Source organism: Sphingomonas sp. M1-B02 (assembly GCF_026167525.1).
Taxonomy (GTDB): Bacteria; Pseudomonadota; Alphaproteobacteria; order Sphingomonadales; family Sphingomonadaceae; genus Sphingomonas.
The window spans coordinates 1275176-1300271 of the sequence record NZ_CP110679.1 but is presented as its reverse complement, the minus strand read 5'-3'; the positions used below and the strand labels follow the sequence as shown (position 1 = coordinate 1300271).

The following is a 25096-nucleotide window of genomic DNA, read 5'->3' as shown; positions in this document are numbered from 1 at the left end:
CCTGCGCCATGTAAGGTGCGGAAGAGGCTGGATAAAGGGCAAGGGTGCCGGGCAGGCGGGGGCGGCGGCGGGCGCGCGGCTTGACTAGTAGGATTTGAGCGGCAAGCTCTTCGGGCTCCATTCGCCGGAAGAGGAGCAGATCGTGGCCGCGATGACCCGCGAACAGGCGCTGGAATGCGCCAGGTTCCTGAGGGAACTGCGCCGCACCGCCAATGTGAGCCTGGCGGCCGAGCAGGCCGGGGTCCATCGCAACACCCTCGACAAGCGCCGCCGCCGCCATCCCGACTTCGCCAGCGACTGGGATGCGGCGCTGGCCTTTGCCCAGGTGCGGCTGGCCGAGGGGGGCGCGATCCGGCCGACCGGGGAGGGGGTGCGCACCGAGGGCGGCGAATATAGCGTGCGCGCCAGCCGCGGGCGCCAGATCCAGGTGCGCCGCGCGAAGCCGGGGCTGCTGACCCCGGCGGGCGAGCGCACCTTCCTCGCGCATCTCGCCGCGACCGCCAATATCCGGCTTTCGGCGCAGGCGACGGGGATTGGCTGGAGCGCGATCTATGCGCGCCGCCGCATCTCACCCGAATTCGAGCAGGCGATGGATGCCGCGCTGGCGGAGGGCTATGACCGGGTCGAGCTGGCGCTGCTGGAGAGCGCCACCCACGGCCTGGCCCCCGACGGCGGCGACCGCGACGCCTGGCGCGACGACGCGGCCGAGCTGCCCAACCCGCTGACGCGGATGACCTTCGAAGATGCGAGGCTGCTGCTGGCGATGCACTTCCGCAATGTGAAGCGCACGGATGCCTTCGACAAGCGGCGGGTCTATCGGGCGACGCGGGAGGAGACGAATGCGGCGCTGAAGAAGGCGATCGCGGCGGCGCAGAAGCGGATGGCGCGGGCTGCGGCGCGGGGGGAGTGAGGGGAGAGAACGGATGCGGACCGGCAGCCCATAAAAGCCGAACTTCGAAAGAGGGAGGTTACTGCGGCTGGCACCCGCCGCGCCAGAGGTCGTCTCGAAGCACGCCTTCAAGCGAGCTCACATGCCCGCAGAAAACTATCTCGCGGATTCAAAGCTCTGCCTAAATAAGCTTGACTCTACTGGCCTAAGTCACGCTTGATCATCAATAGTCAGTTCTGAGTCGGGGGCAAAGCTATGTTTCGTTCAGTAGTATTTCTATCGTCTGCGTTGCTTGCTCTCACGGCCTGCCAGGGTCCTAAGATCCTGGGTACAAAAATGAGCAAAGCGGTCGTGTGCCCTAACGCTGACACATCGAAGTGTGTTCAGTCGGCGGGCGGGAATACACCGCTCTACATTGAGAAGCCTCAACGTCTCCTTGGATTGGAGGCAGATGGCACCCCGAGATACTGGGATGTTCTTGGGCATGAGTTTGACCCCGGGGGTGATTTGAGCACGCCTGTTTGCGGCGGTGACCCATTTAACATTCCATTTCAGAAGCTCGCAGCGGCGCGCAAGATCAACCCGCTCAATTCTACGGCTGAGCGAAAGTTCAGTTTCTCGCGGAAGGCCAGCACCCGATGGGGCGTCGCCGATACCGGTGCCGATGCCACTGCAATTTTGGCCGCCGCCGGAGTACCGCCGACTGTCGGACCGATAAACGTGAAGGCAGAAGTAAAAGGCGCTCTTGATCGCTTTAAAACCACAACCGTCAACATGACGGGCACGTACTACTTCGTCGTAGTCGATCTTCGCATCGTCCAATCGCTCCGAAACCCAGAGACCGCTCCGGAACTTGCGACTTGCAATGCGTGGCTTCGGAAAGCCCCAAGCAACAGTGTAATCACATCGCTTACCGGAGTGAAGATCGAAACAGCGACCGACAGCGGGTCCTTGGCGAGCACGCTAACTGCAGGGCTTGATGCCAAACTAGCGACGGCGTTAACTAACACTCAGTTTGCCAATTTGAAGGCCGAGATGGAGCGAAAGGTGAATACAGACTACTCTGGAGCATTTGCCCCCACGTTCCAGATTTTGTCGATCGGCCACAATTCATTGAAATAACCTGGCCTAGTGCTTCTTTGTGGCTAAGCAGATAGTGTCACTGCGGCGATAGTCGAACATACCTCGCGCCTGTCCCCTCTACGGAGGCAAAGCAAATCGATTACACAGTGCGCTGTTACAGACCCATACGGGAGCTGTATTATAGGAGGCAATTGGCTGTGACCGATCGCTTTTGGCGGACGTCCATTGGCTCGTGCTGTCGAGGCGGTCGAAACTGGTTCGAAGTTGGCTTTAAAGGTGATCGCGCGATGCTCACTGACAGCTAAAGCGGGGCGCACAAATTGCCGCTATGAGGCAATTGCCCAACTTTGGGGGTTAGCCCAACGCCCCGTCACTCCCCCCGCTTGACCTTCGAATAAGGCACAAACTTCCCCAGCATCACGAACCCGCGCGGAAACTGCGCCCCCCGGTCCACCAGCTGCACCGTATCGATACTGCAGAGTTGCGAGCCGTTGGTACGGGTGACGAGCACGTCGTCGTCGCGCAGGGTGCTGGCGCCCGATCGGGGCTCGTTGACGTAGAGGCGGTTGCCGGAATGGTAGACGATCGCCTTGCCGTCGATGATCTCGCTGGAGCGGGTGGTGCTGAGATTGATGCAGTCGACCGGCGCGCCGGCGGTGCGGCCCTCGAGCAGCTTCGCCAGCTTGACCTCCGGCGTGTCGCGCTGCGCGAGCGCGGCGGGGGTGGCGAGAAGGGCGGTGCCCAGTGCAAGGGCCTGGAGGAGCTTGGTCATAGGGGACCTATGCACGGCCGCGCATGAACGGGGGCTGACCGCACGCCCAAAGCGAAAGGGCCGGAAGTTTCCTCCCGGCCCCTTTTGCTTGGTCTGGCGAAGGAGGAGGCTTACGCCGCGGCGACTTCCGCGGTGTCGACCTTCACGCCCGGTCCCATCGAGGACGACAGCGCAACCTTGCGGACATATTTGCCCTTGGCGCCGGCGGGCTTCGCCTTGACCACGGCATCGACGAGCGCGTCGAAGTTCGCGCGCAGGTCTTCCGCCGGGAACGACACCTTGCCGATGCCCGAGTGGATGATGCCGGCCTTTTCGACGCGATATTCGATCTGGCCGCCCTTGGCTGCCTTCACAGCCTCGCCGACGGCCATCGTGACCGTGCCGAGCTTCGGGTTCGGCATCATGCCCTTGGGACCCAGGATCTTGCCGAGGCGACCCACCAGGCCCATCATGTCGGGCGTGGCGATGCAGCGATCGAAGTCGATCGTGCCGCCCTGGATGGCTTCCATCAGATCCTCGGCACCGACGACGTCGGCGCCGGCTGCGGTGGCTTCGTCGGCCTTGGCGCCGCGGGCGAAGACGCCGACGCGGACGGTCTTGCCGGTGCCCTTGGGCAGGGTGACGACGCCGCGGACCATCTGGTCCGCGTGGCGCGGATCGACGCCCAGGTTGAGCGCGACTTCGACGGTCTCGTCGAACTTGCTCGTCGCGTTCGCCTTGACGATGCCGATCGCCTCATCGACGCCGTGCAGCTTCTCGCCGTCGACGGCCCAGTTCTTCTGCTTCTTGGTCAGCTTTGCCATGATATCAGCCCTCCACAACCTGAAGGCCCATCGCGCGGGCAGAGCCCTCGATGATCTTCGTGGCTGCCTCGATGTCGTTTGCGTTCAAATCCTTCATCTTCGCCTCGGCAACCGCCTGGACGGCCGAACGCTTGATGGTGCCCGCGGACACCTTGCCCGGCTCCTTCGAGCCCGACTTCAGGTTCGCGGCCTTCTTGAGCAGATAGGTCGCCGGCGGGGTCTTGGTCTCGAACGAGAAGGAACGATCCGCATAGACGGTGATGACGGTGGGGAGCGGGGTGCCCTTTTCCGTATCGCCGGTCTGGGCGTTGAACGCCTTGCAGAATTCCATGATGTTCACGCCGCGCTGACCCAAAGCAGGGCCGATCGGGGGCGAGGGGTTTGCAGCGCCCGCGGGCACCTGCAGCTTGATATAGCCGGTAATCTTCTTTGCCATGTCACTCTCTTTCGCTGGGCCTGGCGGCCCGGATCAAGTTTAGCGGTCCAGACGGGCGCTGGTTGAAGGCGCCCTCCCGCAGGATTCCATCGCTGTCACGCTGGAAGGGGGCGCCGTTAGCCTAAAGCGGGGGAAAGTGCAACGGCCGCGCTACTTGCGCCGCTCCCTGAAAGGGAGGGGCTGGGGGTGAGTGCGCGCGTCAGCGCGCCTGGAAGACTCATCGGCGTCGCGCAGGACAGCATCGGCGAGGCATCGCGCTCGCCCGATGCTGGACCCACCCTCTAACCTCTCCCTTGCAGGGAGGGGAATGAATTTCCGAAATCGCTTAAGCCAATCTTGGCGGGTTGTTGGTAGTGGGCCCGGGGAGTTTGGGGAGTGACAATGCGCCTTGGCTGGCTCGATAAGGGGACGATCGCGCTGCTGGCGTTCGCGCTGGCGGTGACGGCCTATCTTTGCTTCGCGGGCGCCTTGTTCAACGATGGCGATACCAGCTGGCATCTGGCGGCAGGACGGCTGATCCTGGCGACGGGGGCGGTGCCGCAGGGCGATCCCTTTTCCTTCACCTTTGCCGGACATGCCTGGACTGCGCATGAGTGGCTGGCCGAGGTGGTGATGGCGGGGGTGTATCGGCTGGCCGCGTGGGGCGGGCTGGCGGTCTTGTTCGCGGGGGCGGTGGGGGCGCTGATCCTGCTGTTGGGCGGCGCGCTGCGCCGCTGGCTGCCGATGCGGCGGGTGGTGATCGCGCTGACGCTGGTGGTCGCGATGCTGGCCCCGTTCATTCTCGCGCGCCCGCATGTTCTCGCTTGGCCGCTGCTCGCGGGGTGGACGATCCTGCTGCTGCGCGCCCGGGAAGAAATGCGGCCGCCGCCGATTCTTGCCGCGCTGCTGATGGTGGTCTGGGCCAATCTGCATGCGAGCTTCATCGTCGGGCTGGGGCTGGTGGGGGTCTTCGCGCTCGAGGCGCTGATCGACGAGCCGGACAAGCGCCGGGTGGTGCTCGGCTGGGGCGTCTTCGGCGTCACAGCGCTGGCGGCGTCGCTGCTGACCCCGCACCTGGGGCAGGGCCTGCTCTATCCGCTGCAGGTCAGCGGGATGAAGGCGCTGCCGCTTATCCAGGAATGGCGGCGGACCGATCCGGCGCAGGACTGGCTGTTCCTGGCAGTGGTGGCGGGGACGGTGCTTCTGGTGGCGGTGCGGCGCCCGCGACTGGCGGTGGTGCGGTGGCTGCTGCTCGCCGCGATCCTGTATTTGGCTTTCGCGCATGTCCGCCATCAGCCGCTGGTGGCGATCCTGGGCGTGCTGCTGCTTGCCCGGCCCCTGGGCTCAGCAGCCCCACCGCATTCCGCCCGCGCGTCTTTGCTGGGCTTCGCGCTGGGACTGCTGCTCATCGCCGCGATCCGCGTGCCGCTGGCGCTGCCGCGGCAGGATAGCGAATCCAACCCCGTCACCGCGATCGCGCAACTCCCAGCCGAGCTCCGCGCACGGCCTCTTCTCAACAGCTACGGCTTCGGCGGCCCGCTGATCCTCGCCGGCATCCGTCCCTACATCGATGGCCGCGGCGACATGTATGGCGACGCTTTCCTGTTCGAGCACCAGCGCATCGTCGACGGCGACGCCGCCGCCTTCGCCCGCGCGGTCCGGCGCTGGGGGATCGGCTGGACGATGCTGAGCCCCGATGCCCCGCTCGTCGCCGCGCTGGACCGCGCGCCCGCCTGGCAGCGCATCTATGCCGACCGCTGGGCAGTGGTGCACGTCCGCCGCTAGAAGCTCACCGCGCCGCCGCTGTTCGGCCGCGGCCCGGGGCTCTTGAGCATCGTGAGGATCTCCGCCCCCGCCAGCAGCACCGGGCCGTAGCCGTGCGCCGCGCGGACATGGACCGGGCGGTAATAATAGAAAGCCGGATCGAACCCCATGCCGGTGCCCACGCATACATCCTCGACTTCGCCTGCCGGATTCACCTTGGTCGTCACGCCGTTCCACGCCAGCATCGCCACCGGTCCATAGGCGCTGCGATCGATCCAGCCGCGATTGACCGAGCGTGCGATCGCGAAGGCGAAGATCGCCGTCGCCGAGGTCTCCTTGTAGCTATCGTTGCGATCGAGCAATTGGTGCCACAGGCCGGTGCCCGACTGCAGCCGCGCCAGCCCCGCGACATGCGCGCGCAGCAAGGCGAGGATCTTGCCGCGCCCCGGATGGTCCGCCGGCAGCACGTCGAGCAGCTCGACCATCGTCATCACCGCCCAGCCATTGGCGCGGCCCCAGAAGAAGCGCGGATGCGGGTCCATCCCCTGGACCCAGCCATGCATGTACAGCCCGATCTCGGGCACGAACATGCGATCGGAGAATTGCACCACCTGGCGCACCGCATCGTCGAACCAGCGCCGCTCACCGGTGAGCGCGCCCATCTGCGCTAGCGCCGGCACGCTCATATAGAGGTCGTCGAGCCACAGCGTGTCGGGATAGGGCCGCTGGCGCGCCAGCGTCCCGTCCGCCAGCCGGAACTGCTTGTTGCTGACGAAGTCGAGCCAGATATCGATCTGCGGTCGCACGGCGGCGCCCGCCAGCCCGGCGCGCTGCGCCTTGATCAGCGCCGCTGCCATCGCCCCGGAATCGTCTAGCGATTCGGGCGCGTTCATCGCGCGGATCTGCCGGTTCTCGGGCCGCCCGCCCAGCGTGCGATAATGCGCCGCGACATCGGCGACGAAGTTGATCCGGTCGGCGGCATAGCGTGTGTAGCGCGCGTCCCCGGTCACTGCGCCCGCCAGCATCGCCCCCGAATAGGTCACGCCCCATTCGTAGCTCACCAGCCGATAATGGCCCGGCGCGAAAAGGCTGGCCAGCCCCGCCGCCTGACGCCCGGCAAGCGCACCGCCATCGGCGCGGACATAGGCCATCGGCGTGCTGCCCTCGATATGGGTCAGCACCCGATCGAGCACCGCCTTGACGCTTGCCGCCTCGGTGCCCGGATAGGGGATCGGATAGCGGGGCGGGTTGCGGTGGATCGGCGCTTCGCTGGCGGCGACCCCGGGGGTGGCGACGGCCTGTTGCGGGGCCGGGGCCTGGGCCGCCGCCTCGCTGGTGCAGAACCCCAGCATCAGCGCCCCCGCCGCGATCGTGCGCAATCGTCTTTGCCGCATGTCATCCTCCCCATTTCGGCTGTGCCGCTAGGCGCCAGAAGGCCGGATCGCGCGCGCGAAGACAAGCGAATTCCGCCGCGCAGCGCCCACCGCGCCGGGCCCTTGCCAAATAGGATTTCGCTTGGGGCGCCGTCCCCATGCCGCGCCGCTCAATCGCCGCCACCAGCTCGCGAACCAGGCCTTCCTGAAGGCGCTGCGCCGCACCGCCAATGTCCGCCTCGCCGCCGCCGCGGCGGGCTTCTCGCACTCGGCCTTCTACCAGCGCCGCAGAGCGTGCAGCAATCGCCCGAGAAACTGAAGTCCGGACTTGACTAATGCAGCGAGTCGAATACAGAAGCAGACACTTCAGTGTTCAGGAGAAAGACGTTGAACGATCCAGCCGTAACGCATGCCACTTTTGTCCTCGAACGCAGCTTCAAGGCCGAACCATCGACGGTGTTCGCGGCACTGACCGACCCTGCCATCAAGCGAGGCTGGTATGCCGAGAACAACACGCACGAGGTGCTCCAGTTCGACAGCGATTGCCGCCCGGGCGGCGCCGACAATCTGCACTACCGCTTCGGCGAGAATACGCCCTTTCCCGGCGCGATCCTCGCCAATGATGGTGCGTATCAAGACGTCGTGCCCGACGCGCGTATCGTCACGACCAGCACGATGTCCCTCGGCGGTCGAGCGATCTCGGTGTCGTTGACGACGTTCGAACTGGTACCGACCGAATTGGGGACCGACCTGATCTGCACGAACCAGGTGGCATTCTTTGCGGGATCGGATGGTCCGGTCATGCGCGAGGAGGGTTGGCGCATCCAGCTCGACAATCTTCGCAAGGCGATCGAAGGCAAGGCATGAGCAAGGGCGTTGATCGGCTATTCCACGCGCTCGGCGATCCGACACGGCGTGCGATAGTCGATCAGCTGACGGCCGGCCCGCTGTCCGTGTCGGGCTTGTCGGAACCGCTCGGAATTACCCTCACTGCCGTTTCGCAACATCTGCGGGTGTTAGAAGAGTGCGGCGTGGTCGCGACCGAAAAGCGTGGCCGCGTCCGCGTGGCAAGCCTCGTGCCGGACGGGCTCGTCCCGCTGGAGGCCTGGGCGCGACAACGGCGTTCGACGCTGGAGCGGCAGCTCGATCGCTTGAGCAAACTGCTCGACGAGCACTGAGGACGGCCATCTTCTTTAGTCAGGCAACTATCCTCTCAATCGCAGTCGTCCCACGCGGCTTCCGTCCAGGCCGATCGTCGCCCCTTGGTTCGGTTTGAACGGACGTCCGTTTCTTGGAATCTTCGAACAAGCCGCCGACGGCGCGAACCGGGCGCGAAGCCGTCGGTGCCGACGAAAAAGGCCGGGGCGCTTCCACCCCGGCCTCCCATATTCCAGCAAAAGGCGAAAAGCCTACTTCACGCGCTCGACATCCTCGAACCCCAACTCCAGCGGGGTCGCGCGGCCGAAGATCGAGATCGAGACCTTGACCCGGCTCTTGTCGAAGTCGAGCTCCTCGACCACGCCCGAGAAGGTCGCGAAGTTGCCGTTGGTGACCTTGACGGTGTCGCCGATGTCGAAGTCGACGCTGACCTTCTGCTTCGGCGCGGCGGCGGCTTCTTCCTTGGTGTTCAGGATGCGCGCGGCCTCGCCTTCACTGATCGGCTGGGGCTTGCCCATCGATCCCAGGAAGCCGGTGACTTTCGGGGTGTTCTTGACGAGGTGATAGACGTCGTCGTTCATGTCGAGCTTCGCCAGCACATAGCCGGGGAAGAATTTGCGCTCGGACTGGATCTTCTTGCCGCGGCGGACCTCGGTGACAGTCTCGGTCGGCACTTCGACCGATTCCACGAAGCGCTCGAGCCCCATGCGGGTCGCGTCGGCCATGATCTGGTCGCGGACCTTGCCCTCGAAGCCGGAATAAGCGTGGATGATGTACCAGCGCGACATTGGAATTCCTTACTGGGCCAGCGAGAGGAGGAAGCGGACCAGCGCGTCGAAGACCGAATCGACCCCCAGGAAGAACAGGCCCAGCAGCGTGGCCATGATCAGCACCATGACGCCGGTCATGATCGTTTCCTTGCGCGACGGCCAGACGACCTTCGCGGTCTCGGCGCGCACCTGGCGCATGAATTCGAGGGGACTGGTCTTTGCCACGTGTCGGCTCTCGCTTTGAAAATGATCGCCCTCCAGCGGGGCATGGGTCCGCTGCCCGGTCCTTCGGAAGGAACCGGCGCTTTTCCATCACGCTGTCGGATTGGCTATCGTATCTAGCGACGGCCCGGGGGAAAGGCAAGCGGCGCGGCGGGGCAGGCGACATGCGGGCGCGCGGACGAGCAAAAGGCGCCCCGGCAGGGCCGGGACGCCTTTTCCTTCGCTGGCCGGGGCCCGTGGGCCCGGGCCGGAACGGTTAGGGGCTGTCGGGCGAATCGTCGCCGAAGATGTTGATGACTTCGGTCAGCTCGAGCAGCGCGACGATGCCGACGACGCCCAGGATGAGGAAGAGCGGGCTGCCCGGTACCAGGCTGCTCTCTTCGGTGGTCGCGACCGTCGCGGCGCGTGCGGCCGGCGCATTGCGCAGGCTGAGCGACGATGCCGAAGCGGCATGTGCTGCAAGCGGGGCGAAGGTCATCGTGGTTGCTGCGGCGATGACCGCGATTTTCTTGAACATAATATTCCCTTCAATCCATGCTCGCGATGCAGCGTGCACTCCGAAACCTGTTAGCTCAGAATATGCTGCAATGCAACATGCCCAAGTAACGACAAACGACGGCTAAATCAACGCGATCAGTGCGAAGCCGCCAACCAGCAATGCTAGAAAGATCCAGGCGAACAGGTTCAAGCGTTTTTCGATGAACGCCTGCACCGGCTCGCCGAAACGTTTCAGCAAGGCCGCGATGATGAAGAAACGCGCTGCGCGGGTGATGGTTGCGAGGATGACGAATAGCGGGAAGTTGAAGGCGAAGAACCCGCTGGCGAGCGTGACCAGCTTGAACGGGATCGGCGTGAGCCCCTTCAGCAGGATGATCGCGGCGCCATATTGGTCGTAGCCGTGGCGCAGCGTCTCGATCTTGCTCTCCATATGGTAGAGCCGAACCAGTCCCTGGCCGACGCTGTCCCACAGGAAATAGCCGATCGCATAGCCGAAAATGCCGCCGAGGATCGAGGCGACGGTGCAGACGGCGGCGATGCGATAGGCCTGGTCGCGGCGCGCGAGCACCATGGGGACGAGCATCGCATCGGGCGGAATCGGGAAAAAGCTGCTTTCGGCGAACGAAACCGCGGCCAAAGTGCGCATCGCGTGGCGATGATGCGACATGCGCAGGACCCAGTCGTACATTGCGCGGAACATGAGCGTCTCCGGACGGCAGACTGGGGAAAATGGCAGGGGCGCTCGGATTCGAACCGAGGGCCTTCGGTTTTGGAGACCGACGCTCTAACCAACTGAGCTACGCCCCTATGCGGTGCGCGGATGTAGCTTGGGGTTGGGATTCGGGCAAGAGCGCACAGCATCTGCCTGAAACATGCCACGACGCAGGCCGCAGCTCGGGCGCTTGGCTCAGGCGGCGACGCTTCCTTCGGCCGGGCGCACCGTGAGCGCGCGTGCCTCCAGAACCGGGAGGGGCCGGCCGAAATAATAGCCCTGGACCTTCGTGCAACCGAGCTTCTGGATCATCAGATGCTCCTCTTCGGTCTCGACGCCTTCCGCTGTGGTGGCCATGCCGAGGCTGTCGGCGAGCGCGACGACGGCGCGGATGATCGCGATCGCCTCCTTGACCCCTTTCGACGCGCTCTGGACGAAGCTGCGGTCGATCTTGATCGACGAAAAGCGGGTGTGGGCGAGATAGCCCAATGAGGAATAGCCGGTGCCGAAATCGTCGAGGCTCAGACGGATGCCGAGATCGAGGATCTTCTCGAGCACCTGGATCGCGGTGGTGCCCTCGCGCATGAACACGCTCTCGGTCACTTCGAGCTCGAGGCGATTGGCGGGTAGGCCCGACTGCGCCAGCGCCTGCGCGACGACGTTGACGAACGAGGGGTTGAGCAGCTGTTCGGGGCTGACATTGACCGCGACGCGCGCTGGCGATTCCCAGCGGGCAGCCTCGTCGCACGCCGTACGGAGGACCCACTCGCCGATCGGGCCGATCAACCGCGCCTCTTCGGCGAGCGGCACGAACTTGGCTGGGGAGATGTTCCCCATTTCGGGATGCGTCCAGCGCAGCAGCGCTTCGAACCCGGTGAGCTTGCCCGAGGCGGCATCGACGACCGGCTGGTAGTTGAGGTGCATCTCGCCCTTTTCGACTGCCTGACGCAGGGCGATTTCGAGGACACGGCGCTCTTCGGCGGCCATGTGGAGTTGGGGCTCGTAGGAATGGAAAACGCCACCGCCGGCATCCTTCGAGCGATAGAGCGCGAGATCGGCCGAACGGATCAGCATTTCCGCGGTGCGGCCGTCGCGCGGGCCGACCGCAAGCCCGACCGAGCAGCCGATATAGAGGGTGTGCTGATCGACTTCATAGGGTTTGGACAGCGCGTCGATGATCGTCTGGGCGAGCGCTTCGGTGCGTTGGGTGTCGCTGGCGTCGCGGACGACGACGGCGAATTCATCGCCGCCGAGCCGTCCGATCATCTCATTGTCCGACATGAGATATTTGAGCCGTTCGGAGACGCGGCCGAGCAGGCGATCGCCGATCGGGTGGCCAAGTGTGTCGTTGACTGCCTTGAAGCGATCGAGATCGATCATCATGAAGGCGCAGCGCGATCCCCATTTTTCGGAATCGGCCATCGCGCGGACGAGCGCCTCGTTAATCAGCAGGCGATTGGGCAGGCCGGTGAGCGTATCGAACCGCGCCATCTTGTTGATCTTGTCGGCCGACTTGCGCGCCTCGGTGACGTCCGAGCCCACGCCGCGGAAGCCCATGAAGGCGCCGCCCTCGTCGAAGCGCGGCGATGCCGACATCTCCCACCAACGCTCGTCGCCATTGACCTGCACCGGAAGCAGCAGATCGTGGAACGGTTCGCGAACCTTCAGTTTCTCGGCCAGATCGCGGAGTCCGGCGGCGAAGTTGCCGGCTTCCCAGGTCGGACCGGCTAGCACCTGAAGGAAGGGCGTGCCGTTGATCGTCTTCGGATCGACGCCGAGCGACACGGCGAATCGCGAATTGGCGCGCTTCACTCGGCGCTGCGCGTCGATCTCCCAAAGCCAGTCGGCGGCATGTTCCTCGGTTTCGCGCAGGAGCAGGCTCACCGTCTCGTCGCGTTCGGCCAGCGCGATCTCGCTCGCGCGGATGACTACCAGCGCCTTGCCGCGACCGTAGGTCGACATGGCCAGCAGGACGGTGAAGATCGCTCCGGCGCCTGCGAGTACCGGCGAGGCGACCAGCCCGAGGGTCGTCACGATAGAAGCGCCGACGATCGTTACGAAGGTTATCGTCGCGAGCGGCAGTGCGGCCATCGCCACTGCCGATGCGGTCATGAGCAAAGAAAGCACGATCCACAGTCCGAGCGCCGCGTTGGCGTTCGCGAGGTGACCGAATGCGAGCGTGGGAATCGACCAGACCGCACCGAGCGCAATGCCGTCGAGCACGGTATCCTGCACGTCGCGGAGCGTCGCATTGACGGCGGCACGATGTCGCTTCGACAGGCGCCGGAACGCGACCGCGCAGCCCACCGCTGCGACTAGCGCGCTCCAGCTTGCCATTTGCCATAGCGGCACCACCGGCGCGAGAATCATTGTGACCAGCAGCGCGCCGACCAGATTAGCCGCCAGCATGAAAAGCGCGAGCTGGCTGCCGGCGTGGAGTTGGGCCGCGCGAATTGGGCCCCAATCGGTGGTATCCGCGGGGTCGTACAGGCCGAGCAGCGCGCGCGCGTCGATGCGTGGCTTGGCGAATTGCGAGGTAATCTGACTAGTCACCGGACAAGGATAACCTGGCGGAGGTTAGCGAGAGGTTAGGCCCGGGGGAATATGACCGAAAATTCTCACGTCCTACGCCGATCCGCGGGGTTCAGGCTGCCAGGTCGTAGGGCTTGATGTCGCCGTTGAGATACAGGTTGCGGGCCTTGGCGCGGCTGAGCTTGCCCGAGCTGGTGCGCGGCAGGGTCCGGGGGGGGACCAGTTCTATCACGCAGTTCATCCCAGTGACCGAGCGGACCCGCTCGCGGATCTCATCCCGCAGGCGCACGCGCTCCGCCTCGTCGGACGTACGACACTGGACTAGAACGGCGGGGGTCTCTTCGCCGCCGGGGGTGGTGATCGCGAAGGCGGCGATGTCGCCCTGCTTGAAGCCGGGCAGCTGCTCGACCGCCCATTCGATATCCTGCGGCCAATGGTTGCGGCCGTTGATGATGATCATGTCCTTGGCGCGGCCGACGATGTAGATGTAGCCATCCGACAGATAGCCCATATCGCCGGTATCGAGCCAGCCGTCGACCAGGCAGGCGTCGGTCGATTCCTGATCGCGGAAATAGCCCACCATCACCGACGGGCCCTTGCACCAGACCTTGCCGATCGCGCGCTCGGGAAGCGGGGTGCCGTCTTCCTCGCGGACTTCGATCACCATGTCGCGCGCGGGCTTGCCGCAATTGACGATGGCGCGGAAACGCTGCGGGCGATCGGCGCGCGAGGCGCCGCCCGAAAGCTGGGTTTCCTCGACGAGCTCGACGACGATGCCTTCGCCCGGGGGCATGATCGACACGGCGAGGGTTGCCTCGGCGAGACCGTAGCTCGGCAGGAAGGCCGACGCCTTGAACCCGGCATCGGCGAAGGCGTCGACGAAGGACTGCATCACGTCGGGGCGGATCATGTCGGCGCCGTTTCCGGCGACCCGCCAGCGCGAGAGATCGAAGCGGTCGCTCGCCTTGGTCTGGCTCGACATGCGGCGCGCGCAGATATCGTAGCCGAAGGTCGGCGAGTAGCTGAGCGTGGTGCCGGGGTTGCGGCTGATCAGATCGAGCCAGGCGAGCGGGCGGCGGGCGAAATCCTCGGTCTTGAGATAATCGGTCGAGACCTGGTTTGCGATCGGCGAGAGCAGGCAGCCGACCAGCCCCATGTCATGATACCAGGGCAGCCAGGACACGCAGCGATCGCCCTCCTCGACCTGCATCCCGATCGAGTGCGCGGCGAGATTCGAGAGCAGTGCGCCATGGGTTATGGCGACACCGTGCGGGAAGCGAGTCGAGCCGCTGGAATATTGCAGATAGGCGATGTCGTCGGTCGCGGCCTGGGGGAGGACTGCCCCAAGGGCATCGCGCGTGACGAATTCGGACCAGTCGATCCCCTCGACGTTCGAGACGCGCGCAGCTTCCGCGCACATCGCCCCGATCTCCGGCGGATAGATCAGCATCGTCGGATCGCAGCTGTCGAGCTGGACGCGGAGCTGATCGATATAGGATTGCGCGCCGCCGAACGAGGTGGGCAGCGGCAGCGGCACCGGCCAGGCGCCCGCATAGACGACGCCGAAGAACAGCGATGCGAACTCCGGTCCGGTCTCCGCGATCAACGCGATGCGATCGAGCGGCTTTACGCCGGCGGCGATCAGACGATCGGCCTGCGCCAGCGCGTCTGCCCTAAGCTCGGCGAAGCGATAGGGACGCACCAGATTGCCGCGGGCATCGTGGAAATTCAGGCCGCGCGCGCCCTTGGCGGCATAATCCAGCGCTTCGCCAAGCGTGGCGAAGTCGGCGAGACGACGCGGCAGGCGGTCCTCGGTCGGCGTGGGGGCGAGCTTTGCCGCTTCCGCCTTGCTTTCGAGCGATACCGAAACGTCCAATTCCATTCTTTCTCTGCCCTGCGCGCCGCAGCCCCAGGCGTCGTCCGTGCAAAAATATGCCGTCCGCTCTGCTACGCACTGTCGTTCAAAATCGGTTGCTACTGTGGCACAATCATGGCGCATGCCCCGTCCATCCCGCATCCTCCCCCCGCTCACGGCAGCCGATCTCGACCGGTTCGCGCTGCGTTACGTAGAGCGCTATGCGACGACTCGGGCGAAATTGTCCGATTATCTGCGCCGCAAGATTCGCGAGCGCGGCTGGGCCGATGAGAAGGCGGCGGACACCGTGGCGCTGGCCCAGCGTATGGCGGACCTGGGCTATGTCAACGACCGGCTGTTCGCCGAATCGAAGGCAGGAGCGATGGGGCGGCGCGGGTTGGGCGCGCGGCGGGTTAGCGAGGCGCTGCGCCATGCCGGGATCCGGACCGAGGATGCTGAGGCTGTCGCCCCCGTGGTCGAGGCGGATGTGGCGGCGAGTGCGGTGGCATTTGCGCGGCGCAAGCGGATCGGCCCCTTTGCCCGCGAGGCGGCGGACGCACCGCTGCAGCAGAAGCATCTCGCGGCAATGCTGCGTGCCGGACACGGTCTTACATTGTCACGCACGATCGTCCGGATGGCGCCCGGCGACGAGGTCGAATCGCTGCTCGACCCGTATCGGGACTGAGCCGCACAAAGCGATTCCATTTTAGGACAAGCCTGTGTTAGCATCGATCCTTGGGGGAAACGACTATGCGTGCTGACCCACAGCTTGCGTCCAGCGACTTTGCCGTCGCACCGTCGCAGAGGCAAGGCTTCGATGCGGATGACGCGTCGGAGGGTCAGGTCTATTCCGGCGTGGTAAAATGGTTCGACGTGACCCGCGGGTTCGGCTTTCTGGTAGCCGACGGGCCCGAAGCCGGCGATATCCTGATCCACTTCACCGTGCTTCAGGAGCATGGCAGGCGCAGCCTGCCCGAAGGCGCGCGAGTCGAATGCGTCGCCGTACACCGGCAGCGCGGGCTGCAGGCCAAGGCGATACGGTCGATCGACCTGAGCGAAGCGGTCGAGCCGCCCAAGCGGCAGAGCGAGCGCGGCGATCGGCTGAGGCTGATCGTCGATGCCGGACCTTTCGAGGCAGTCACGGTCAAATGGTTCAATCGGCTCAAGGGCTACGGATTCCTGGTGCGCGATGCCGACTCGGCGGATATATTCGTCCATATGGAGACGTTGCGCCGTGCCGGAGTCGACGAAGTCGAGCCCGGCGAGCCGTTGCAGGCACGCATCGTCGAAGGCGATAAGGGGCCTCTCGCGGTAGAGGTCGAAAGGACCAGCTGAGACGATGATCGTGAAGCGTACGATGATGGCGGCCCTGGCTGCCACGATGCTGCTCATGTCGAGCGCATGCAATGGCGATACCGGCGCGAATGCTGCCGGCGTAGAAACCGTCGCGGGCAAGCTCGCGGTTACCGTCCAGACCAGCGCCGGGCCGAAGCTGTTCAACGTCGACGTCGCGCGCACCGCGGCCGAGCAGGAGCGGGGGCTGATGTTCCGCACCGATCTGGCGCCGGACGGAGGCATGATCTTCACGCCCTATCCGGCGGAGGGTGGCGGACCGCGCGAAGCGAGCTTCTGGATGAAGAATACGCCGACCGCGCTCGACATTCTCTTCATACGCCCCGACGGTTCGATCGCGGCGATCGCGGAGAACACCGTGCCTTATTCGGAAGCGCCGGTTAAATCGGGCGAGCCGGTTAGCGCGGTGCTGGAGATACTGGGCGGCAGGGCAGCCGAACTGGGTATCGCGCCGGGGGATAAGGTGACCTGGCCGAGCCAGGGGAAATAAGCGTGCGACGCGGGATCATCGTCGCAGGTCTGCTGACGCTTGGCGCTTGCCAGGGCGGCGGCAGCGCGGTTGCGGGAGAAACTGCGGTCGCCGCGAAGGTGGTCGTCACGGTGCATACGGCCACGGGCGAGCACAGGTTCAACGTCGACCTGGCCGAGACCGAGGCCAAACAGCGCCAGGGGCTGATGTATCGCACCAGCCTGGCCGCCGACGGCGGAATGCTGTTCGCGCCGTATCCGCCCGAGGGCGGCGCCCCTAGGGAAGCAAGCTTCTGGATGAAGAATGTGCCGATTCCGATCGACATAATTTTTATCCGGGCGGACGGCACGATTGCACGGATCGCGGAAAATGCGGTGCCTCTGGTGGAGGATCATATCCGGTCGGGAGAGCCCATCGCGGCCGTTCTGGAGATCGCGGCCGGGCGATCGGCGGAGCTTGGCATTTCCCCCGGCGATAAAGTGAGCTGGCCGGGTCAGCGCAAGTAAGCGCATTCGCGCGTTGCAAGGCGCGGCAAGGTCACGCTAAGGGGCGGGCATGGGTCTTTTGATGTCGATCTTCACCTGGTGGGAAGGTGCCACCATCGGCACCTCGTTCGGGCTTCGCGGCAAGTCGCGGATGGGCGAGGATTCGCTCGGCAACGTCTATTATGCGGGCGGCAGCGACGCCAACGGCATCACCCGCCGCTGGGTGATCTATAACGGCCCCAACGAGGCCAGCCGCGTGCCGGCCGAATGGTTCAGTTGGCTGCATCACCAGATCGAGGACGTGCCCGACCAGGCGCTGCCGGCGCCGCGGATCTGGGAAAAGCCGCCCGAACCCAACCATACTGGGACGCGGCTTGCCTATCGCCCGTCCGGTGCGCTGGAGGCGGGCGGACAGCGCGCGCGCGGCACCGGCGATTACGAGGCCTGGACTCCCGACGCATGACCCTGCGCGCCGGACAGGCGGCGGGGGCGGCGCTTCTGCTGCTGGCGCTGGGCGCGTGCAACGGCGACCCCGAGGTCGTCAACAATAGCGCCGACGATATCGTCATCACCCCAGGCGCCAGCGCGTCCTCGGGGGGCGCCGAAGTGGTTTCGGTGAATGTCGACCGGGGGGTGATCGATGCCGCCGCGACGCCGATGAACGAGCGAGTCGCGGTGCTCGGCTTCCTCAACAAGCGCAACGGCGAGTCGCGCGAATTCAAGCTCAAGCCCGGTACCGCGGTGCGGATCGGCGACGTGATCGTGCGGCTGCGCGCCTGCGACAAGACGGCGCCGTTCGAGACCGACCAGCTGACCGGCGCCTTCGTCCAGGTCGATGTGCTCCAGCTCGACAAGCGCTGGCATCGGGTCCATTCGGGCTGGCTCTACAAGGAGCGGCCGGCGCTCAACGTCGTGCGCCACCCGATTTACGACGTCTGGCCCAAGAGCTGCGCGATGACCTTCCGCGAGAGTGGGCCCGAAACGGTTCCTGCGCCTTCGGCGGGCGGATCGGCGGGCGGCAAGTCGAGCGCGAAGAAGTCTCCGTCGACCAGCGGCACCCCGAGCGCGAGCCCGGCCGAGGTTTCCCCGAGCGCGGCGCCCAGCAACGCGACATAATCGTCGCGCGGGACTTCGACCGCGCCGAGCGAAGCGAGATGCTCGGTCTGGAACTGGCAATCGAGCAGCGTGAAGCCCCCCGCCTTCAACCGCGCGACGAGATGCGCGAAGGCCACCTTGGAAGCATCGCGGACTCGGGTGACCATTGATTCGCCGAAGAAGGCGCGGCCCAGTGCCAGCCCATAGAGGCCGCCGGCCAGCCGATCGCCGTCCCAGCATTCGACCGAATGGGCGAAGCCGCGCCGGTGAAGTGCGACGAAGACTCGCTCGATCGGGCCGTTGATCCAGGTATCCTGCCGGTCGCTGGCGGATTCGGCGCACAGGCTGACGATGCGCTCGAATTCGGTGTCGACGGTGACGCGGAAGCGATCGGCGAGGATCGTCTTGCGCAGCGAGCGCGAGAGACGGAAGCGATCGAGCGGCAGGATGCCGCGCAGCTTCGGCTCCACCCAATAGACGCTGGCGGCGCGGCGATGATCCGCCATCGGGAACACGCCCATCGCATAAGCGCGCAGCACCAGATCGGGATCGAGATCCAGTGGCGGCGGCAGCGGGGGGCTCATCGCCTGCTCAACGCCGGGCGGCGAGGCGGCGCTCGATCGCCTGCCACAGCGTGGCGAAGGCGCGCGCGCTTGCCGACCGCGCGGCGAACTGGCCGACCGGAAGCCGGCGCACCGCCATGGTCTCGACGATGCTCGCCATCGGAATGACCGGCCAGTCGGGATGCGCCTCCAGCGTGGCGGCGTGAAGCTTGCGCCGGCGATCGACCATCGAATGGACCGGCATCAACGGCGTCTTGTAGCCCCTGCGCCCCAGATGCGCAGCGGCTTCGTCGAACGCGCGCGTCGACAGCGGGGAGGGGTTGACGGGAACGACGATCAGGTCGGCGGCGCGCATGACCTGTTCGCTGGTCTCGCTCAGCCCCGGGGGGCAATCGATGAGGATGCGATCATAGGCTTTGCCGAGGTCGCCGGCTAATTTGGCCAGCCGCTTTTTCTTGTCGAGTTCGTGGAAGAGGCGGTCGAGCGAGCGCAGCGACGTATCGGCCGCGATCAGATCGAGCCGATCGATCCGGGTGCGCCGAACCAGCCGGGCCGGCGGGAGATCGCGGGTGAAGATGGCCTGCGCCTGGTCCGACGATCCGGTGGTGGGGCCAATAAGCAAGGTCGACGCGGCCTGCGGATCGAGATCCCAGAGCAAGGTGCGGCGGTTGGACAGGGTCGCGGCGGCCCAGGCGAGATTGACCGCCAGCGTCGTCTTACCGACGCCACCCTTCGGGCTGTAGATCGCGATCGCGGCCAATCGATTCCTTCCTCTTGGTAACCGACAGGCTGGCATGAAAAAGGGCCGGCGGGAATGCCCGCCGACCCTGGGGAAATCGAAAGGAGAAGGCGATCAGGCCTTGCAGGTCTTCGCCGACTGGCCGGGCGTGGTCACGCTGACCGACTCGGCGTTGCCGGTGAGCGAATAGCCACCCTCGGCGACATAAGGCTGGCCGGCCTCGGGCGCCTTGAGCATCGTCGCGACGCCGCCCTTCTGGGTGCGAAGATTGACCTGCTTTTCGCCCTGGAAGAAGTCGACATAGATCAGGCTATTGTCGCCGCAACGCAGCGTAGCGCTGGACGAGATCGCCGGCGGCAGCTCGACGGGCGCAGCATTTGCGAGCTGCGACGCCATCGGATCGGGAGCAGTGCTGCTCACTTCCTCGGGGGCGTTTTGACAAGCGCTCAGGGCAAGGAACGCGGCGGCGGTTGCGACAATATGGATATTTTTCATAGCGAGGCGTGCTTTCGGGCAGAGGGCAATAATCGTCAAGCCGATTCCGGCTAGCGGGTCATAACATTCTTGTGCGCCGCAATGTAACAATCGGCTTGTTACGCCATGATGAACCGTTCACTCATGAAATTCATTCATTTCGGGGATGCGGCCGAAAGCGATCTTGGTGCCCACGGCATCGACCCGCCCGCCGTTCAGCGGGCCGACGCTGACCGCGTGGCGACCGAACTTCTCGTTGATTCGATCCATTGCCCGGCTGAGCGCCAGCGTGCGCGTTTCGCGGGCGAGCGGATCGTCTGGATCGAGCGCGGCGAACAGCGAGCCCTGTTCGCCCTCGACCGCCTCGATTTCGGACAGCGTGACGCCGACCATGCGCAGGCGGAAGCCGCCGGGGCGCTTGCGACCGGCCTCTGCCAGGCGCGGAAAGAGCGAATCGAGCGCCGCCAGGATGACGAAACTATCCTCGGTGCAGGGCAGCTTGATCGCGGCGCGCCAGTTGCTCTTGTCGTCCTCGAACTTGCCGTGGAGGACGAGCAGCCGGCTGCGATAGCCCTTGCGCCGCAAGCGGCTGGCGCATTTGAGTGCGAGGCGGCGCGCGGTGACGCGGGTGGGCTCGAGCGCGCGCTTGTTGGGCGAGAGGACGTGGCTATGGCCGATGCTACGGCTCTGGCTGGGCTTTTCGGGCAGATCGACGCCGTGCAGCTGATACCAGAGCCGATCGCCGTTGGTGCCGCCCCAGGCCGTGCCGGCGTCGCGCGGGCGGCGTTCGCAATATTGGCGGATATCGAGGATGCCGTCCTGCGCCAGCCGGCGCTCCATCTTGGCGCCGATGCCGGCGATGTCGCGCAGCGGCATGTCGAACAGGCGATGGGGTAGCTGGTCTTCGGTGAAGACGATCAGGCCGTCGGGCTTCTGCATGTCCGATGCGAGCTTGGCGAGGAGGCGATTGGGGGCGATGCCGACCGAGCTGGTGAGACATTCGCCGACGTTCGCGCGGATGCCCGCCTTGATCCGCCTGGCCAGCGCTACCGCGGCTTCCCTGCTATTCTCGTTATCGAGCAGGCGGCAGGCGACTTCGTCGATGCTGCAGACATGGGTGACGGGGATGTGGCGCCAGATCTCGGCGACGATCGCGTCGTGAAACTCGACATAGCGTGCATGGCGGGCGGGGGTGACGATGATGTCGCGGCATATTTGCTTCGCCTCCCAAACCGGCGTGCCGGTGGAAATGCCGTAGCGCTTTGCCTCGATCGAAGCGGCGATGGCGACGGTGGTATCGGCATCGACCGGCGCGACGATGATCGGCTTGCCGCGCAGCGCGGGATCGAGCTGCTGCTCGACGCTGGCGAAATAGGAATTGAGATCGAGGAACAGCCAGCGCAGCGGTCGCGGGGGGAAAGCGAGCAGGTTCGCGGGCTTAGCTTCCCACTTTTCCTGTGTTTTCGGCAATAGAATTGCGCGTTCGGGTTCGTTCGTTGCGTGCGTCGCAAAGCGCACGTGGGGAGCGATAGGCAGCGAACGACTCATGACTGGAACATTACCAGAACAAGGCGCTGTAGGAAAGTTTAGGCCGAGTAGGTGGCGAGCGCCCGCCAAGCGGCAAGCTTGGCGGCGAGGCCGACGGTGTGGAGCGGGCTGCTCGAGGGAAGGGCGATGATCGCGTAGCGGTGCGCGGCCGATCCCAGCTGCTTGACGCCCTGCTTGTGCGCGGTGGCGCCGTTGAAGGCGATCGCGCGCAAGTCCGGCAGGCTTGCGGCGAGCCCTGCCACGTCATGACCCTCCGCATCGCGGATCGCCGCATCGGTGCTGCCGGCGCGGGCGGCGCTGGCGATCACGTCCCACAGCCCGATATGCGCTTCGAGCAATGCGGTCAGCCGGGCTTCGTAGGGGAGGGCGGCGAGATCGCGGCCGGCGGCGGGGGAGAGCAGGTGCCAGAATTGGTTCTGTGGATGGGCATAATAGCGATGCGCCGCGAGCGAGGCCTCGCCGGGGAGCGAGCCCAAGACGAGCAGGCGGACGTCCGGATCGACGACGGGGGGAAAGCTGTGCTTGCGGGTCACGCGGCGGCGATATCGGTCTGCGCGAAATCGCCGCCCTTGAAGAGCAAGGGTTCGTTGGTGGCCTTGGCGAGGGCATAGGCGAAACAGTCGCCGAAGTTGAGGCGGGCGGGGTGGTTGCCCTTGCCATAGGCGCAATAAGCTTGGCGCCCGATTTCGGCCTGCTCTTTGGTCACAGGCACAATCTCGACTGCGAATGCCTTGATCAACGCATCGAACCGGGCGCTCAATTCGGCGCTGCCGTTGCGATCGATCACGATCGTGGCCTCCAAATAGTTTGCAGCAGACAGCCTTATGGCTCCCCAATGATCGGCGAGCGCTTCTATCAAGGTCGCGGCTTCGGGCTCTTCCTGGAGAATGGCGACCAGGACCGAGCTATCGAGGATCATCTGGGGAGACCGCGCTCATCATATATGAGGTCATCCAGATCGGCGTTCAGATATTCCGGCTTCCAGAGCGAGCGTGCGTCTCGCACAATCTCTCGCAGTTGCTCCATACGTTCGGCGCGCTCGGCCTCGGTTGCGCGTAGTTCGCGTTCGAGTGCCCGACGGATCGCCTTGGTGACCGGCTGACGGGTTGCCTCGGCAAGCGCATGCGCGAGACGGACGGTCTCGGCATCCTTGATGTTGAGCTGCGCACCCATCGTCTACCTCCGCCTCGATGCCTTCTACCATGGCTTGCGCAGGGGCGAAAGAAGCGTAGCATCGGGGCCATGGCGCGCACGATCACCCGCTATCGCGACTTCTGGCCACATTATCTGCGCGAGCATGCCAAGCCCGAGACGCGGCGGCTGCATTATATCGGGACGGCGCTGACCTTCCTGTTCCTGATCGTCGCGCTGCGTTCGGGGGGCTCGTGGTGGCTGCTGGTGCCGCTGGCGGGATATGGCTTCGCCTGGGGCGCGCATTTCGGCGTGGAGAAGAACCGGCCGGCGACCTTCACCTATCCGCTCTGGTCGCTCGTTTCGGACTATCGGATGTTCTTCCTGTGGCTGAGTGGGCGGCTGGGGCCGCACCTCAAGCAGGCAGGGGTCGCGGCTTGAAATATTCACGCGAGTCGCTTAAGTAGCGGGTGCTACGTTCATTGGTTTCCAATGCTCTGACACGAGCCCCGGCTGTTGTAGCAGCCGGGGCTCAAATCGTTTGGGGGATGCGTTGTAGCGCACCCCCCGCCCGGTACGCTACTTCTTGCGAGACACTTCCACGACCTTGAGAATCAAGGCCGCGAAGGCGCACATCGCAACAAGGATCGCGCACAGCTCTGCTACATTCATACGTCTCCTTTGCTCCGACGACGGCACGATTGCCGTCGGGTGCTTTGGATCAGCAATGAAAGTGCCGCGCAAGCTGGGCGCGCTCGTAGAGAGGGTCTCTACAAGCGCGGCTCCCAAGCCTGACAGCATCGCTTGCTTGCGATGCGCGGGCGGGCACCCCTATCTAGGGCGATGCATGTGACATCCGATACGCTGGGCCTGATCGGCAACACCCCGCTGGTGCGCCTGAAGGGGCCGAGCGAGGCGACCGGCTGCGATATTTACGGCAAGTGCGAATTTGCCAATCCGGGGGCGTCGGTGAAGGACCGGGCGGCCTTGTTCATCCTGCTCGACGCCGAGGAGCGTGGGCTGATCGCGCCCGGTGGCACGATCGTCGAGGGGACCGCGGGCAACACGGGCATCGGCATGGCGCTGGTCGCCAATGCCAAGGGTTACAAGACGATCATCGTCATGCCCGAGACCCAGAGCCGCGAGAAGATGGACACGCTGCGCGCGCTGGGCGCCGAGCTGATCCTGGTGCCGGCGGCACCCTATTCGAACCCCGGCCATTTCGTGCACACCTCGCGGCGGATCGCCGAGGAGACGCCGAACGCGATCTGGGCGAACCAGTTCGACAATATCGCCAATCGCCGCGCGCATATCGTTGGCACCGCCGAGGAGATATGGAGCCAGATGGACGGGCGGATCGACGGCTTCACCTGCGCGGTGGGCACCGGCGGAACGCTGGCGGGCGTCGGGCTGGGGCTCAAGGCCAAGGACGAGAATGTCTGCATTGCGCTGAGCGATCCCTATGGCGCCGCGCTCTATGATTATTATGCGCATGGCGAGCTCAAGAGCGAAGGGTCGTCGGTCGCCGAAGGGATCGGGCAGGGGCGGATCACCGGCAATCTCGAAGGCGCGCCGGTGGACACCCAGTTCCGCATTTCCGACGAGGAAGGGCTGGAATGGGTCCGGCGGTTGCTCTCCGAAGAGGGGTTGTGCCTGGGGCTGTCGTCGGGGATCAATGTCGCCGGCGCGGTTCGGCTCGCGCAGCAATTGGGGCCGGGCAAGCGGATCGTCACGATCCTGTGCGACACTGGATTTCGCTACCTCTCGACGCTCTACAATGCCGATTGGTTGCGCGCCAAGGGCCTGTCGGTTCCGGAGCCAAGCGAGGCGGGCTGATGGCTCGGCTCGACAAGGCGCGATTTCGCCGTTACATTTATATCACAGGTATGAAGTCGGGATCGCATCAGGACTCTGCCCAGGCCATCCAGCGAGTTCGCGTCGGCATGACGGGGCTGGCGATGGTACTGGTGCTCATCGGGCTCGCGAGCCTGATCTTTTCGTCGGCCAATCGCGACGCGCCCGTCACTGCGATCGGCGCCTCCAACGCCACCGTCGTCGCCAACATGACCGAGGAAGATGCCGTCCGCGCCAAAGCGAAGGACGAACCGCTCGCGGCGCTTGGGGTGGCACCCAGCACCTCGTCGACGAATACCCCCGTCGACGAGGGTTCGGGAAGCGCGACGCCGCGCTAAGGCCCCTCCTCGGGCGCAACGCTTCGCTCCGCGCGGCCATTCGTCCGCGCCTGCATCTATTTCGAACATCTTCGTCGGGATGTGCGCTTCAGCCTGCGCGCGTCGAAACAGAGCGAGAACAAAGCATAAGCATATGCAAAACATCGCCGAGCAAGTAGTGAAAGTGGGGGTTTTTCCCGTGAAATCCCCATTTCACCCGTT

31 protein-coding genes, 1 tRNA gene and 1 pseudogene are annotated in these 25096 nt (G+C 65.2%); 15 read left to right on the top strand and 18 right to left on the bottom strand.

The genetic code is table 11. The annotated features are described in order from the left end of the window. Positions 1-94: 94 nt before the first annotated feature. Together OKW87_RS06235 and OKW87_RS06230 are read left to right on the top strand one after the other, a co-directional pair. A complete protein-coding gene (locus tag OKW87_RS06235) occupies positions 95-910 on the top strand; it encodes a hypothetical protein (RefSeq protein ID WP_265543150.1) in 816 nt (271 codons plus the stop codon). A gap of 486 nt (positions 911-1396) precedes the next feature. Beyond that, positions 1397-2011, top strand: coding sequence for a hypothetical protein (locus tag OKW87_RS06230; protein WP_265543148.1), 615 nt, complete (start codon positions 1397-1399; stop codon positions 2009-2011). A 331-nt stretch (positions 2012-2342) separates the two neighbouring features. Here OKW87_RS06230 and OKW87_RS06225 read toward each other — a convergent pair whose 3' ends face one another. The 3 genes from OKW87_RS06225 to rplK form a co-directional block, all read right to left on the bottom strand. Beyond that, complete coding sequence (locus tag OKW87_RS06225; protein ID WP_265543146.1) at positions 2343-2744, bottom strand: hypothetical protein; 402 nt, start codon at positions 2742-2744, stop codon at positions 2343-2345. A gap of 110 nt (positions 2745-2854) precedes the next feature. Next, positions 2855-3547, bottom strand: a complete 693-nt coding sequence (gene rplA / locus OKW87_RS06220) for a 50S ribosomal protein L1 (RefSeq protein ID WP_265543144.1) — start codon at positions 3545-3547, stop codon at positions 2855-2857. A gap of 4 nt (positions 3548-3551) precedes the next feature. After that, positions 3552-3983 carry a 50S ribosomal protein L11 gene (gene rplK, locus OKW87_RS06215; protein WP_265543141.1) on the bottom strand — a complete coding sequence of 144 codons (432 nt, stop codon included), beginning with the start codon at positions 3981-3983 and terminating at the stop codon, positions 3552-3554. Positions 3984-4358: 375 nt separating this feature from the next. Between rplK and OKW87_RS06210 the strand changes: the two genes are divergently transcribed. Next, positions 4359-5747 (top strand): hypothetical protein, encoded by a 1389-nt coding sequence (locus OKW87_RS06210; protein ID WP_265543139.1) that lies wholly within the window; start codon positions 4359-4361, stop codon positions 5745-5747. On the opposite strand, the gene OKW87_RS06205 is transcribed toward OKW87_RS06210, so the two are convergent. Continuing rightward, the gene (locus OKW87_RS06205) at positions 5744-7120 is read right to left on the bottom strand and encodes a glycoside hydrolase family 88/105 protein (RefSeq protein ID WP_265543137.1); all 1377 of its coding nucleotides are present in this window, start codon (positions 7118-7120) and stop codon (positions 5744-5746) included. The genes OKW87_RS06210 and OKW87_RS06205 overlap by 4 nt on opposite strands. 121 nt (positions 7121-7241) lie before the next feature. Between OKW87_RS06205 and OKW87_RS06200 the strand changes: the two genes are divergently transcribed. From OKW87_RS06200 to OKW87_RS06190, 3 genes are all read left to right on the top strand, one after another. Next, entirely contained in the window at positions 7242-7418 is a 177-nt protein-coding gene (locus OKW87_RS06200) for a hypothetical protein (RefSeq protein ID WP_265543135.1), read from the top strand. A 68-nt stretch (positions 7419-7486) separates the two neighbouring features. Then, complete coding sequence (locus tag OKW87_RS06195) at positions 7487-7966, top strand: SRPBCC domain-containing protein (protein WP_265543133.1); 480 nt, start codon at positions 7487-7489, stop codon at positions 7964-7966. Next, positions 7963-8277, top strand: coding sequence for an ArsR/SmtB family transcription factor (locus tag OKW87_RS06190; RefSeq protein WP_265543131.1), 315 nt, complete (start codon positions 7963-7965; stop codon positions 8275-8277). Before OKW87_RS06195 ends, OKW87_RS06190 begins: the two co-directional genes overlap by 4 nt. A 231-nt stretch (positions 8278-8508) precedes the next feature. Here OKW87_RS06190 and nusG read toward each other — a convergent pair whose 3' ends face one another. The 7 genes from nusG to OKW87_RS06155 form a co-directional block, all read right to left on the bottom strand. After that, the gene (nusG, locus tag OKW87_RS06185) at positions 8509-9045 is read right to left on the bottom strand and encodes a transcription termination/antitermination protein NusG (RefSeq protein ID WP_265543129.1); all 537 of its coding nucleotides are present in this window, start codon (positions 9043-9045) and stop codon (positions 8509-8511) included. A gap of 9 nt (positions 9046-9054) precedes the next feature. Beyond that, positions 9055-9252 (bottom strand): preprotein translocase subunit SecE, encoded by a 198-nt coding sequence (secE, locus tag OKW87_RS06180; RefSeq protein WP_265543128.1) that lies wholly within the window; start codon positions 9250-9252, stop codon positions 9055-9057. 253 nt (positions 9253-9505) lie between these two features. Further along, positions 9506-9766 (bottom strand): hypothetical protein, encoded by a 261-nt coding sequence (locus tag OKW87_RS06175; RefSeq protein WP_265543126.1) that lies wholly within the window; start codon positions 9764-9766, stop codon positions 9506-9508. Between the two features lie 102 nt (positions 9767-9868). Next, positions 9869-10447, bottom strand: a complete 579-nt coding sequence (locus OKW87_RS06170) for a YqaA family protein (protein ID WP_265543124.1) — start codon at positions 10445-10447, stop codon at positions 9869-9871. Positions 10448-10477: 30 nt separating this feature from the next. After that, a tRNA-Trp gene (locus OKW87_RS06165) sits at positions 10478-10554 on the bottom strand. A gap of 100 nt (positions 10555-10654) precedes the next feature. Beyond that, positions 10655-13012 (bottom strand): putative bifunctional diguanylate cyclase/phosphodiesterase, encoded by a 2358-nt coding sequence (locus OKW87_RS06160; protein WP_265543122.1) that lies wholly within the window; start codon positions 13010-13012, stop codon positions 10655-10657. A gap of 91 nt (positions 13013-13103) precedes the next feature. Beyond that, positions 13104-14873, bottom strand: a complete 1770-nt coding sequence (locus OKW87_RS06155) for a fatty acyl-AMP ligase (RefSeq protein ID WP_265543120.1) — start codon at positions 14871-14873, stop codon at positions 13104-13106. A 115-nt stretch (positions 14874-14988) separates the two neighbouring features. Here OKW87_RS06155 and OKW87_RS06150 point away from each other — a divergent pair, with 115 nt between their 5' ends. From OKW87_RS06150 to OKW87_RS17460, 6 genes and pseudogenes are all read left to right on the top strand, one after another. After that, positions 14989-15531 (top strand): regulatory protein RecX, encoded by a 543-nt coding sequence (locus OKW87_RS06150; protein WP_265543118.1) that lies wholly within the window; start codon positions 14989-14991, stop codon positions 15529-15531. Positions 15532-15596: 65 nt separating this feature from the next. Next, the gene (locus tag OKW87_RS06145; RefSeq protein ID WP_265543117.1) at positions 15597-16181 is read left to right on the top strand and encodes a cold-shock protein; all 585 of its coding nucleotides are present in this window, start codon (positions 15597-15599) and stop codon (positions 16179-16181) included. A gap of 4 nt (positions 16182-16185) precedes the next feature. Then, a complete protein-coding gene (locus OKW87_RS06140) occupies positions 16186-16689 on the top strand; it encodes a DUF192 domain-containing protein (protein WP_265543114.1) in 504 nt (167 codons plus the stop codon). Between the two features lie 2 nt (positions 16690-16691). Further along, positions 16692-17174 carry a DUF192 domain-containing protein gene (locus OKW87_RS06135; RefSeq protein ID WP_265543112.1) on the top strand — a complete coding sequence of 161 codons (483 nt, stop codon included), beginning with the start codon at positions 16692-16694 and terminating at the stop codon, positions 17172-17174. Positions 17175-17223: 49 nt separating this feature from the next. Further along, complete coding sequence (locus OKW87_RS06130) at positions 17224-17616, top strand: NADH:ubiquinone oxidoreductase subunit NDUFA12 (protein WP_265543110.1); 393 nt, start codon at positions 17224-17226, stop codon at positions 17614-17616. Continuing rightward, positions 17613-18044: pseudogene (locus OKW87_RS17460) on the top strand (DUF2155 domain-containing protein); the annotation flags it as partial. The gene OKW87_RS06130 and the pseudogene OKW87_RS17460, both read left to right, overlap by 4 nt. A 35-nt stretch (positions 18045-18079) precedes the next feature. Here OKW87_RS17460 and aat read toward each other — a convergent pair. The 7 genes from aat to OKW87_RS06090 form a co-directional block, all read right to left on the bottom strand. After that, positions 18080-18832, bottom strand: a complete 753-nt coding sequence (gene aat / locus OKW87_RS06120; RefSeq protein ID WP_265543109.1) for a leucyl/phenylalanyl-tRNA--protein transferase — start codon at positions 18830-18832, stop codon at positions 18080-18082. Between the two features lie 7 nt (positions 18833-18839). Next, positions 18840-19571, bottom strand: coding sequence for a ParA family protein (locus tag OKW87_RS06115; RefSeq protein ID WP_265543107.1), 732 nt, complete (start codon positions 19569-19571; stop codon positions 18840-18842). 93 nt (positions 19572-19664) lie between these two features. Beyond that, entirely contained in the window at positions 19665-19970 is a 306-nt protein-coding gene (locus OKW87_RS06110; protein ID WP_322740336.1) for a hypothetical protein, read from the bottom strand. A gap of 192 nt (positions 19971-20162) precedes the next feature. Next, positions 20163-21494 carry a DNA polymerase Y family protein gene (locus OKW87_RS06105; RefSeq protein WP_265543103.1) on the bottom strand — a complete coding sequence of 444 codons (1332 nt, stop codon included), beginning with the start codon at positions 21492-21494 and terminating at the stop codon, positions 20163-20165. Positions 21495-21610: 116 nt separating this feature from the next. Continuing rightward, a complete protein-coding gene (locus OKW87_RS06100; protein ID WP_265543102.1) occupies positions 21611-22105 on the bottom strand; it encodes a DNA-deoxyinosine glycosylase in 495 nt (164 codons plus the stop codon). After that, the gene (locus tag OKW87_RS06095; protein WP_265543100.1) at positions 22102-22491 is read right to left on the bottom strand and encodes a type II toxin-antitoxin system VapC family toxin; all 390 of its coding nucleotides are present in this window, start codon (positions 22489-22491) and stop codon (positions 22102-22104) included. The genes OKW87_RS06100 and OKW87_RS06095 overlap by 4 nt, the downstream gene beginning before the upstream one ends. Beyond that, positions 22488-22745 carry a type II toxin-antitoxin system VapB family antitoxin gene (locus tag OKW87_RS06090; protein WP_265543098.1) on the bottom strand — a complete coding sequence of 86 codons (258 nt, stop codon included), beginning with the start codon at positions 22743-22745 and terminating at the stop codon, positions 22488-22490. Before OKW87_RS06090 ends, OKW87_RS06095 begins: the two co-directional genes overlap by 4 nt. Before the next feature lie 69 nt (positions 22746-22814). Here OKW87_RS06090 and OKW87_RS06085 point away from each other — a divergent pair, with 69 nt between their 5' ends. From OKW87_RS06085 to OKW87_RS06075, 3 genes are all read left to right on the top strand, one after another. Beyond that, positions 22815-23144 (top strand): DUF962 domain-containing protein, encoded by a 330-nt coding sequence (locus OKW87_RS06085; protein ID WP_265543096.1) that lies wholly within the window; start codon positions 22815-22817, stop codon positions 23142-23144. Between the two features lie 402 nt (positions 23145-23546). Further along, entirely contained in the window at positions 23547-24539 is a 993-nt protein-coding gene (locus tag OKW87_RS06080) for a cysteine synthase A (RefSeq protein ID WP_265543095.1), read from the top strand. After that, complete coding sequence (locus OKW87_RS06075) at positions 24539-24895, top strand: hypothetical protein (protein WP_265543094.1); 357 nt, start codon at positions 24539-24541, stop codon at positions 24893-24895. The genes OKW87_RS06080 and OKW87_RS06075 overlap by 1 nt, the downstream gene beginning before the upstream one ends. Positions 24896-25096 lie beyond the last annotated feature (201 nt).

What these genes read in the sequence shown, in the direction of transcription:
- OKW87_RS06225 (WP_265543146.1), bottom strand. Translation starts at nt 2,744, where the DNA reads ATGACCAAGCTCCTCCAGGCCCTTGCACTGGGCACCGCCCTTCTCGCC.
- rplA (WP_265543144.1), bottom strand. Translation starts at nt 3,547, where the DNA reads ATGGCAAAGCTGACCAAGAAGCAGAAGAACTGGGCCGTCGACGGCGAG.
- rplK (WP_265543141.1), bottom strand. Translation starts at nt 3,983, where the DNA reads ATGGCAAAGAAGATTACCGGCTATATCAAGCTGCAGGTGCCCGCGGGC.
- OKW87_RS06205 (WP_265543137.1), bottom strand. Translation starts at nt 7,120, where the DNA reads ATGCGGCAAAGACGATTGCGCACGATCGCGGCGGGGGCGCTGATGCTG.
- OKW87_RS06190 (WP_265543131.1), top strand. Translation starts at nt 7,963, where the DNA reads ATGAGCAAGGGCGTTGATCGGCTATTCCACGCGCTCGGCGATCCGACA.
- nusG (WP_265543129.1), bottom strand. Translation starts at nt 9,045, where the DNA reads ATGTCGCGCTGGTACATCATCCACGCTTATTCCGGCTTCGAGGGCAAG.
- OKW87_RS06175 (WP_265543126.1), bottom strand. Translation starts at nt 9,766, where the DNA reads ATGTTCAAGAAAATCGCGGTCATCGCCGCAGCAACCACGATGACCTTC.
- OKW87_RS06170 (WP_265543124.1), bottom strand. Translation starts at nt 10,447, where the DNA reads ATGTTCCGCGCAATGTACGACTGGGTCCTGCGCATGTCGCATCATCGC.
- OKW87_RS06155 (WP_265543120.1), bottom strand. Translation starts at nt 14,873, where the DNA reads ATGGAATTGGACGTTTCGGTATCGCTCGAAAGCAAGGCGGAAGCGGCA.
- OKW87_RS06150 (WP_265543118.1), top strand. Translation starts at nt 14,989, where the DNA reads ATGCCCCGTCCATCCCGCATCCTCCCCCCGCTCACGGCAGCCGATCTC.
- OKW87_RS06145 (WP_265543117.1), top strand. Translation starts at nt 15,597, where the DNA reads ATGCGTGCTGACCCACAGCTTGCGTCCAGCGACTTTGCCGTCGCACCG.
- OKW87_RS06140 (WP_265543114.1), top strand. Translation starts at nt 16,186, where the DNA reads ATGATCGTGAAGCGTACGATGATGGCGGCCCTGGCTGCCACGATGCTG.
- OKW87_RS06130 (WP_265543110.1), top strand. Translation starts at nt 17,224, where the DNA reads ATGGGTCTTTTGATGTCGATCTTCACCTGGTGGGAAGGTGCCACCATC.
- aat (WP_265543109.1), bottom strand. Translation starts at nt 18,832, where the DNA reads ATGAGCCCCCCGCTGCCGCCGCCACTGGATCTCGATCCCGATCTGGTG.
- OKW87_RS06095 (WP_265543100.1), bottom strand. Translation starts at nt 22,491, where the DNA reads ATGATCCTCGATAGCTCGGTCCTGGTCGCCATTCTCCAGGAAGAGCCC.
- OKW87_RS06090 (WP_265543098.1), bottom strand. Translation starts at nt 22,745, where the DNA reads ATGGGTGCGCAGCTCAACATCAAGGATGCCGAGACCGTCCGTCTCGCG.
- OKW87_RS06085 (WP_265543096.1), top strand. Translation starts at nt 22,815, where the DNA reads ATGGCGCGCACGATCACCCGCTATCGCGACTTCTGGCCACATTATCTG.
- OKW87_RS06080 (WP_265543095.1), top strand. Translation starts at nt 23,547, where the DNA reads ATGCATGTGACATCCGATACGCTGGGCCTGATCGGCAACACCCCGCTG.
- OKW87_RS06075 (WP_265543094.1), top strand. Translation starts at nt 24,539, where the DNA reads ATGGCTCGGCTCGACAAGGCGCGATTTCGCCGTTACATTTATATCACA.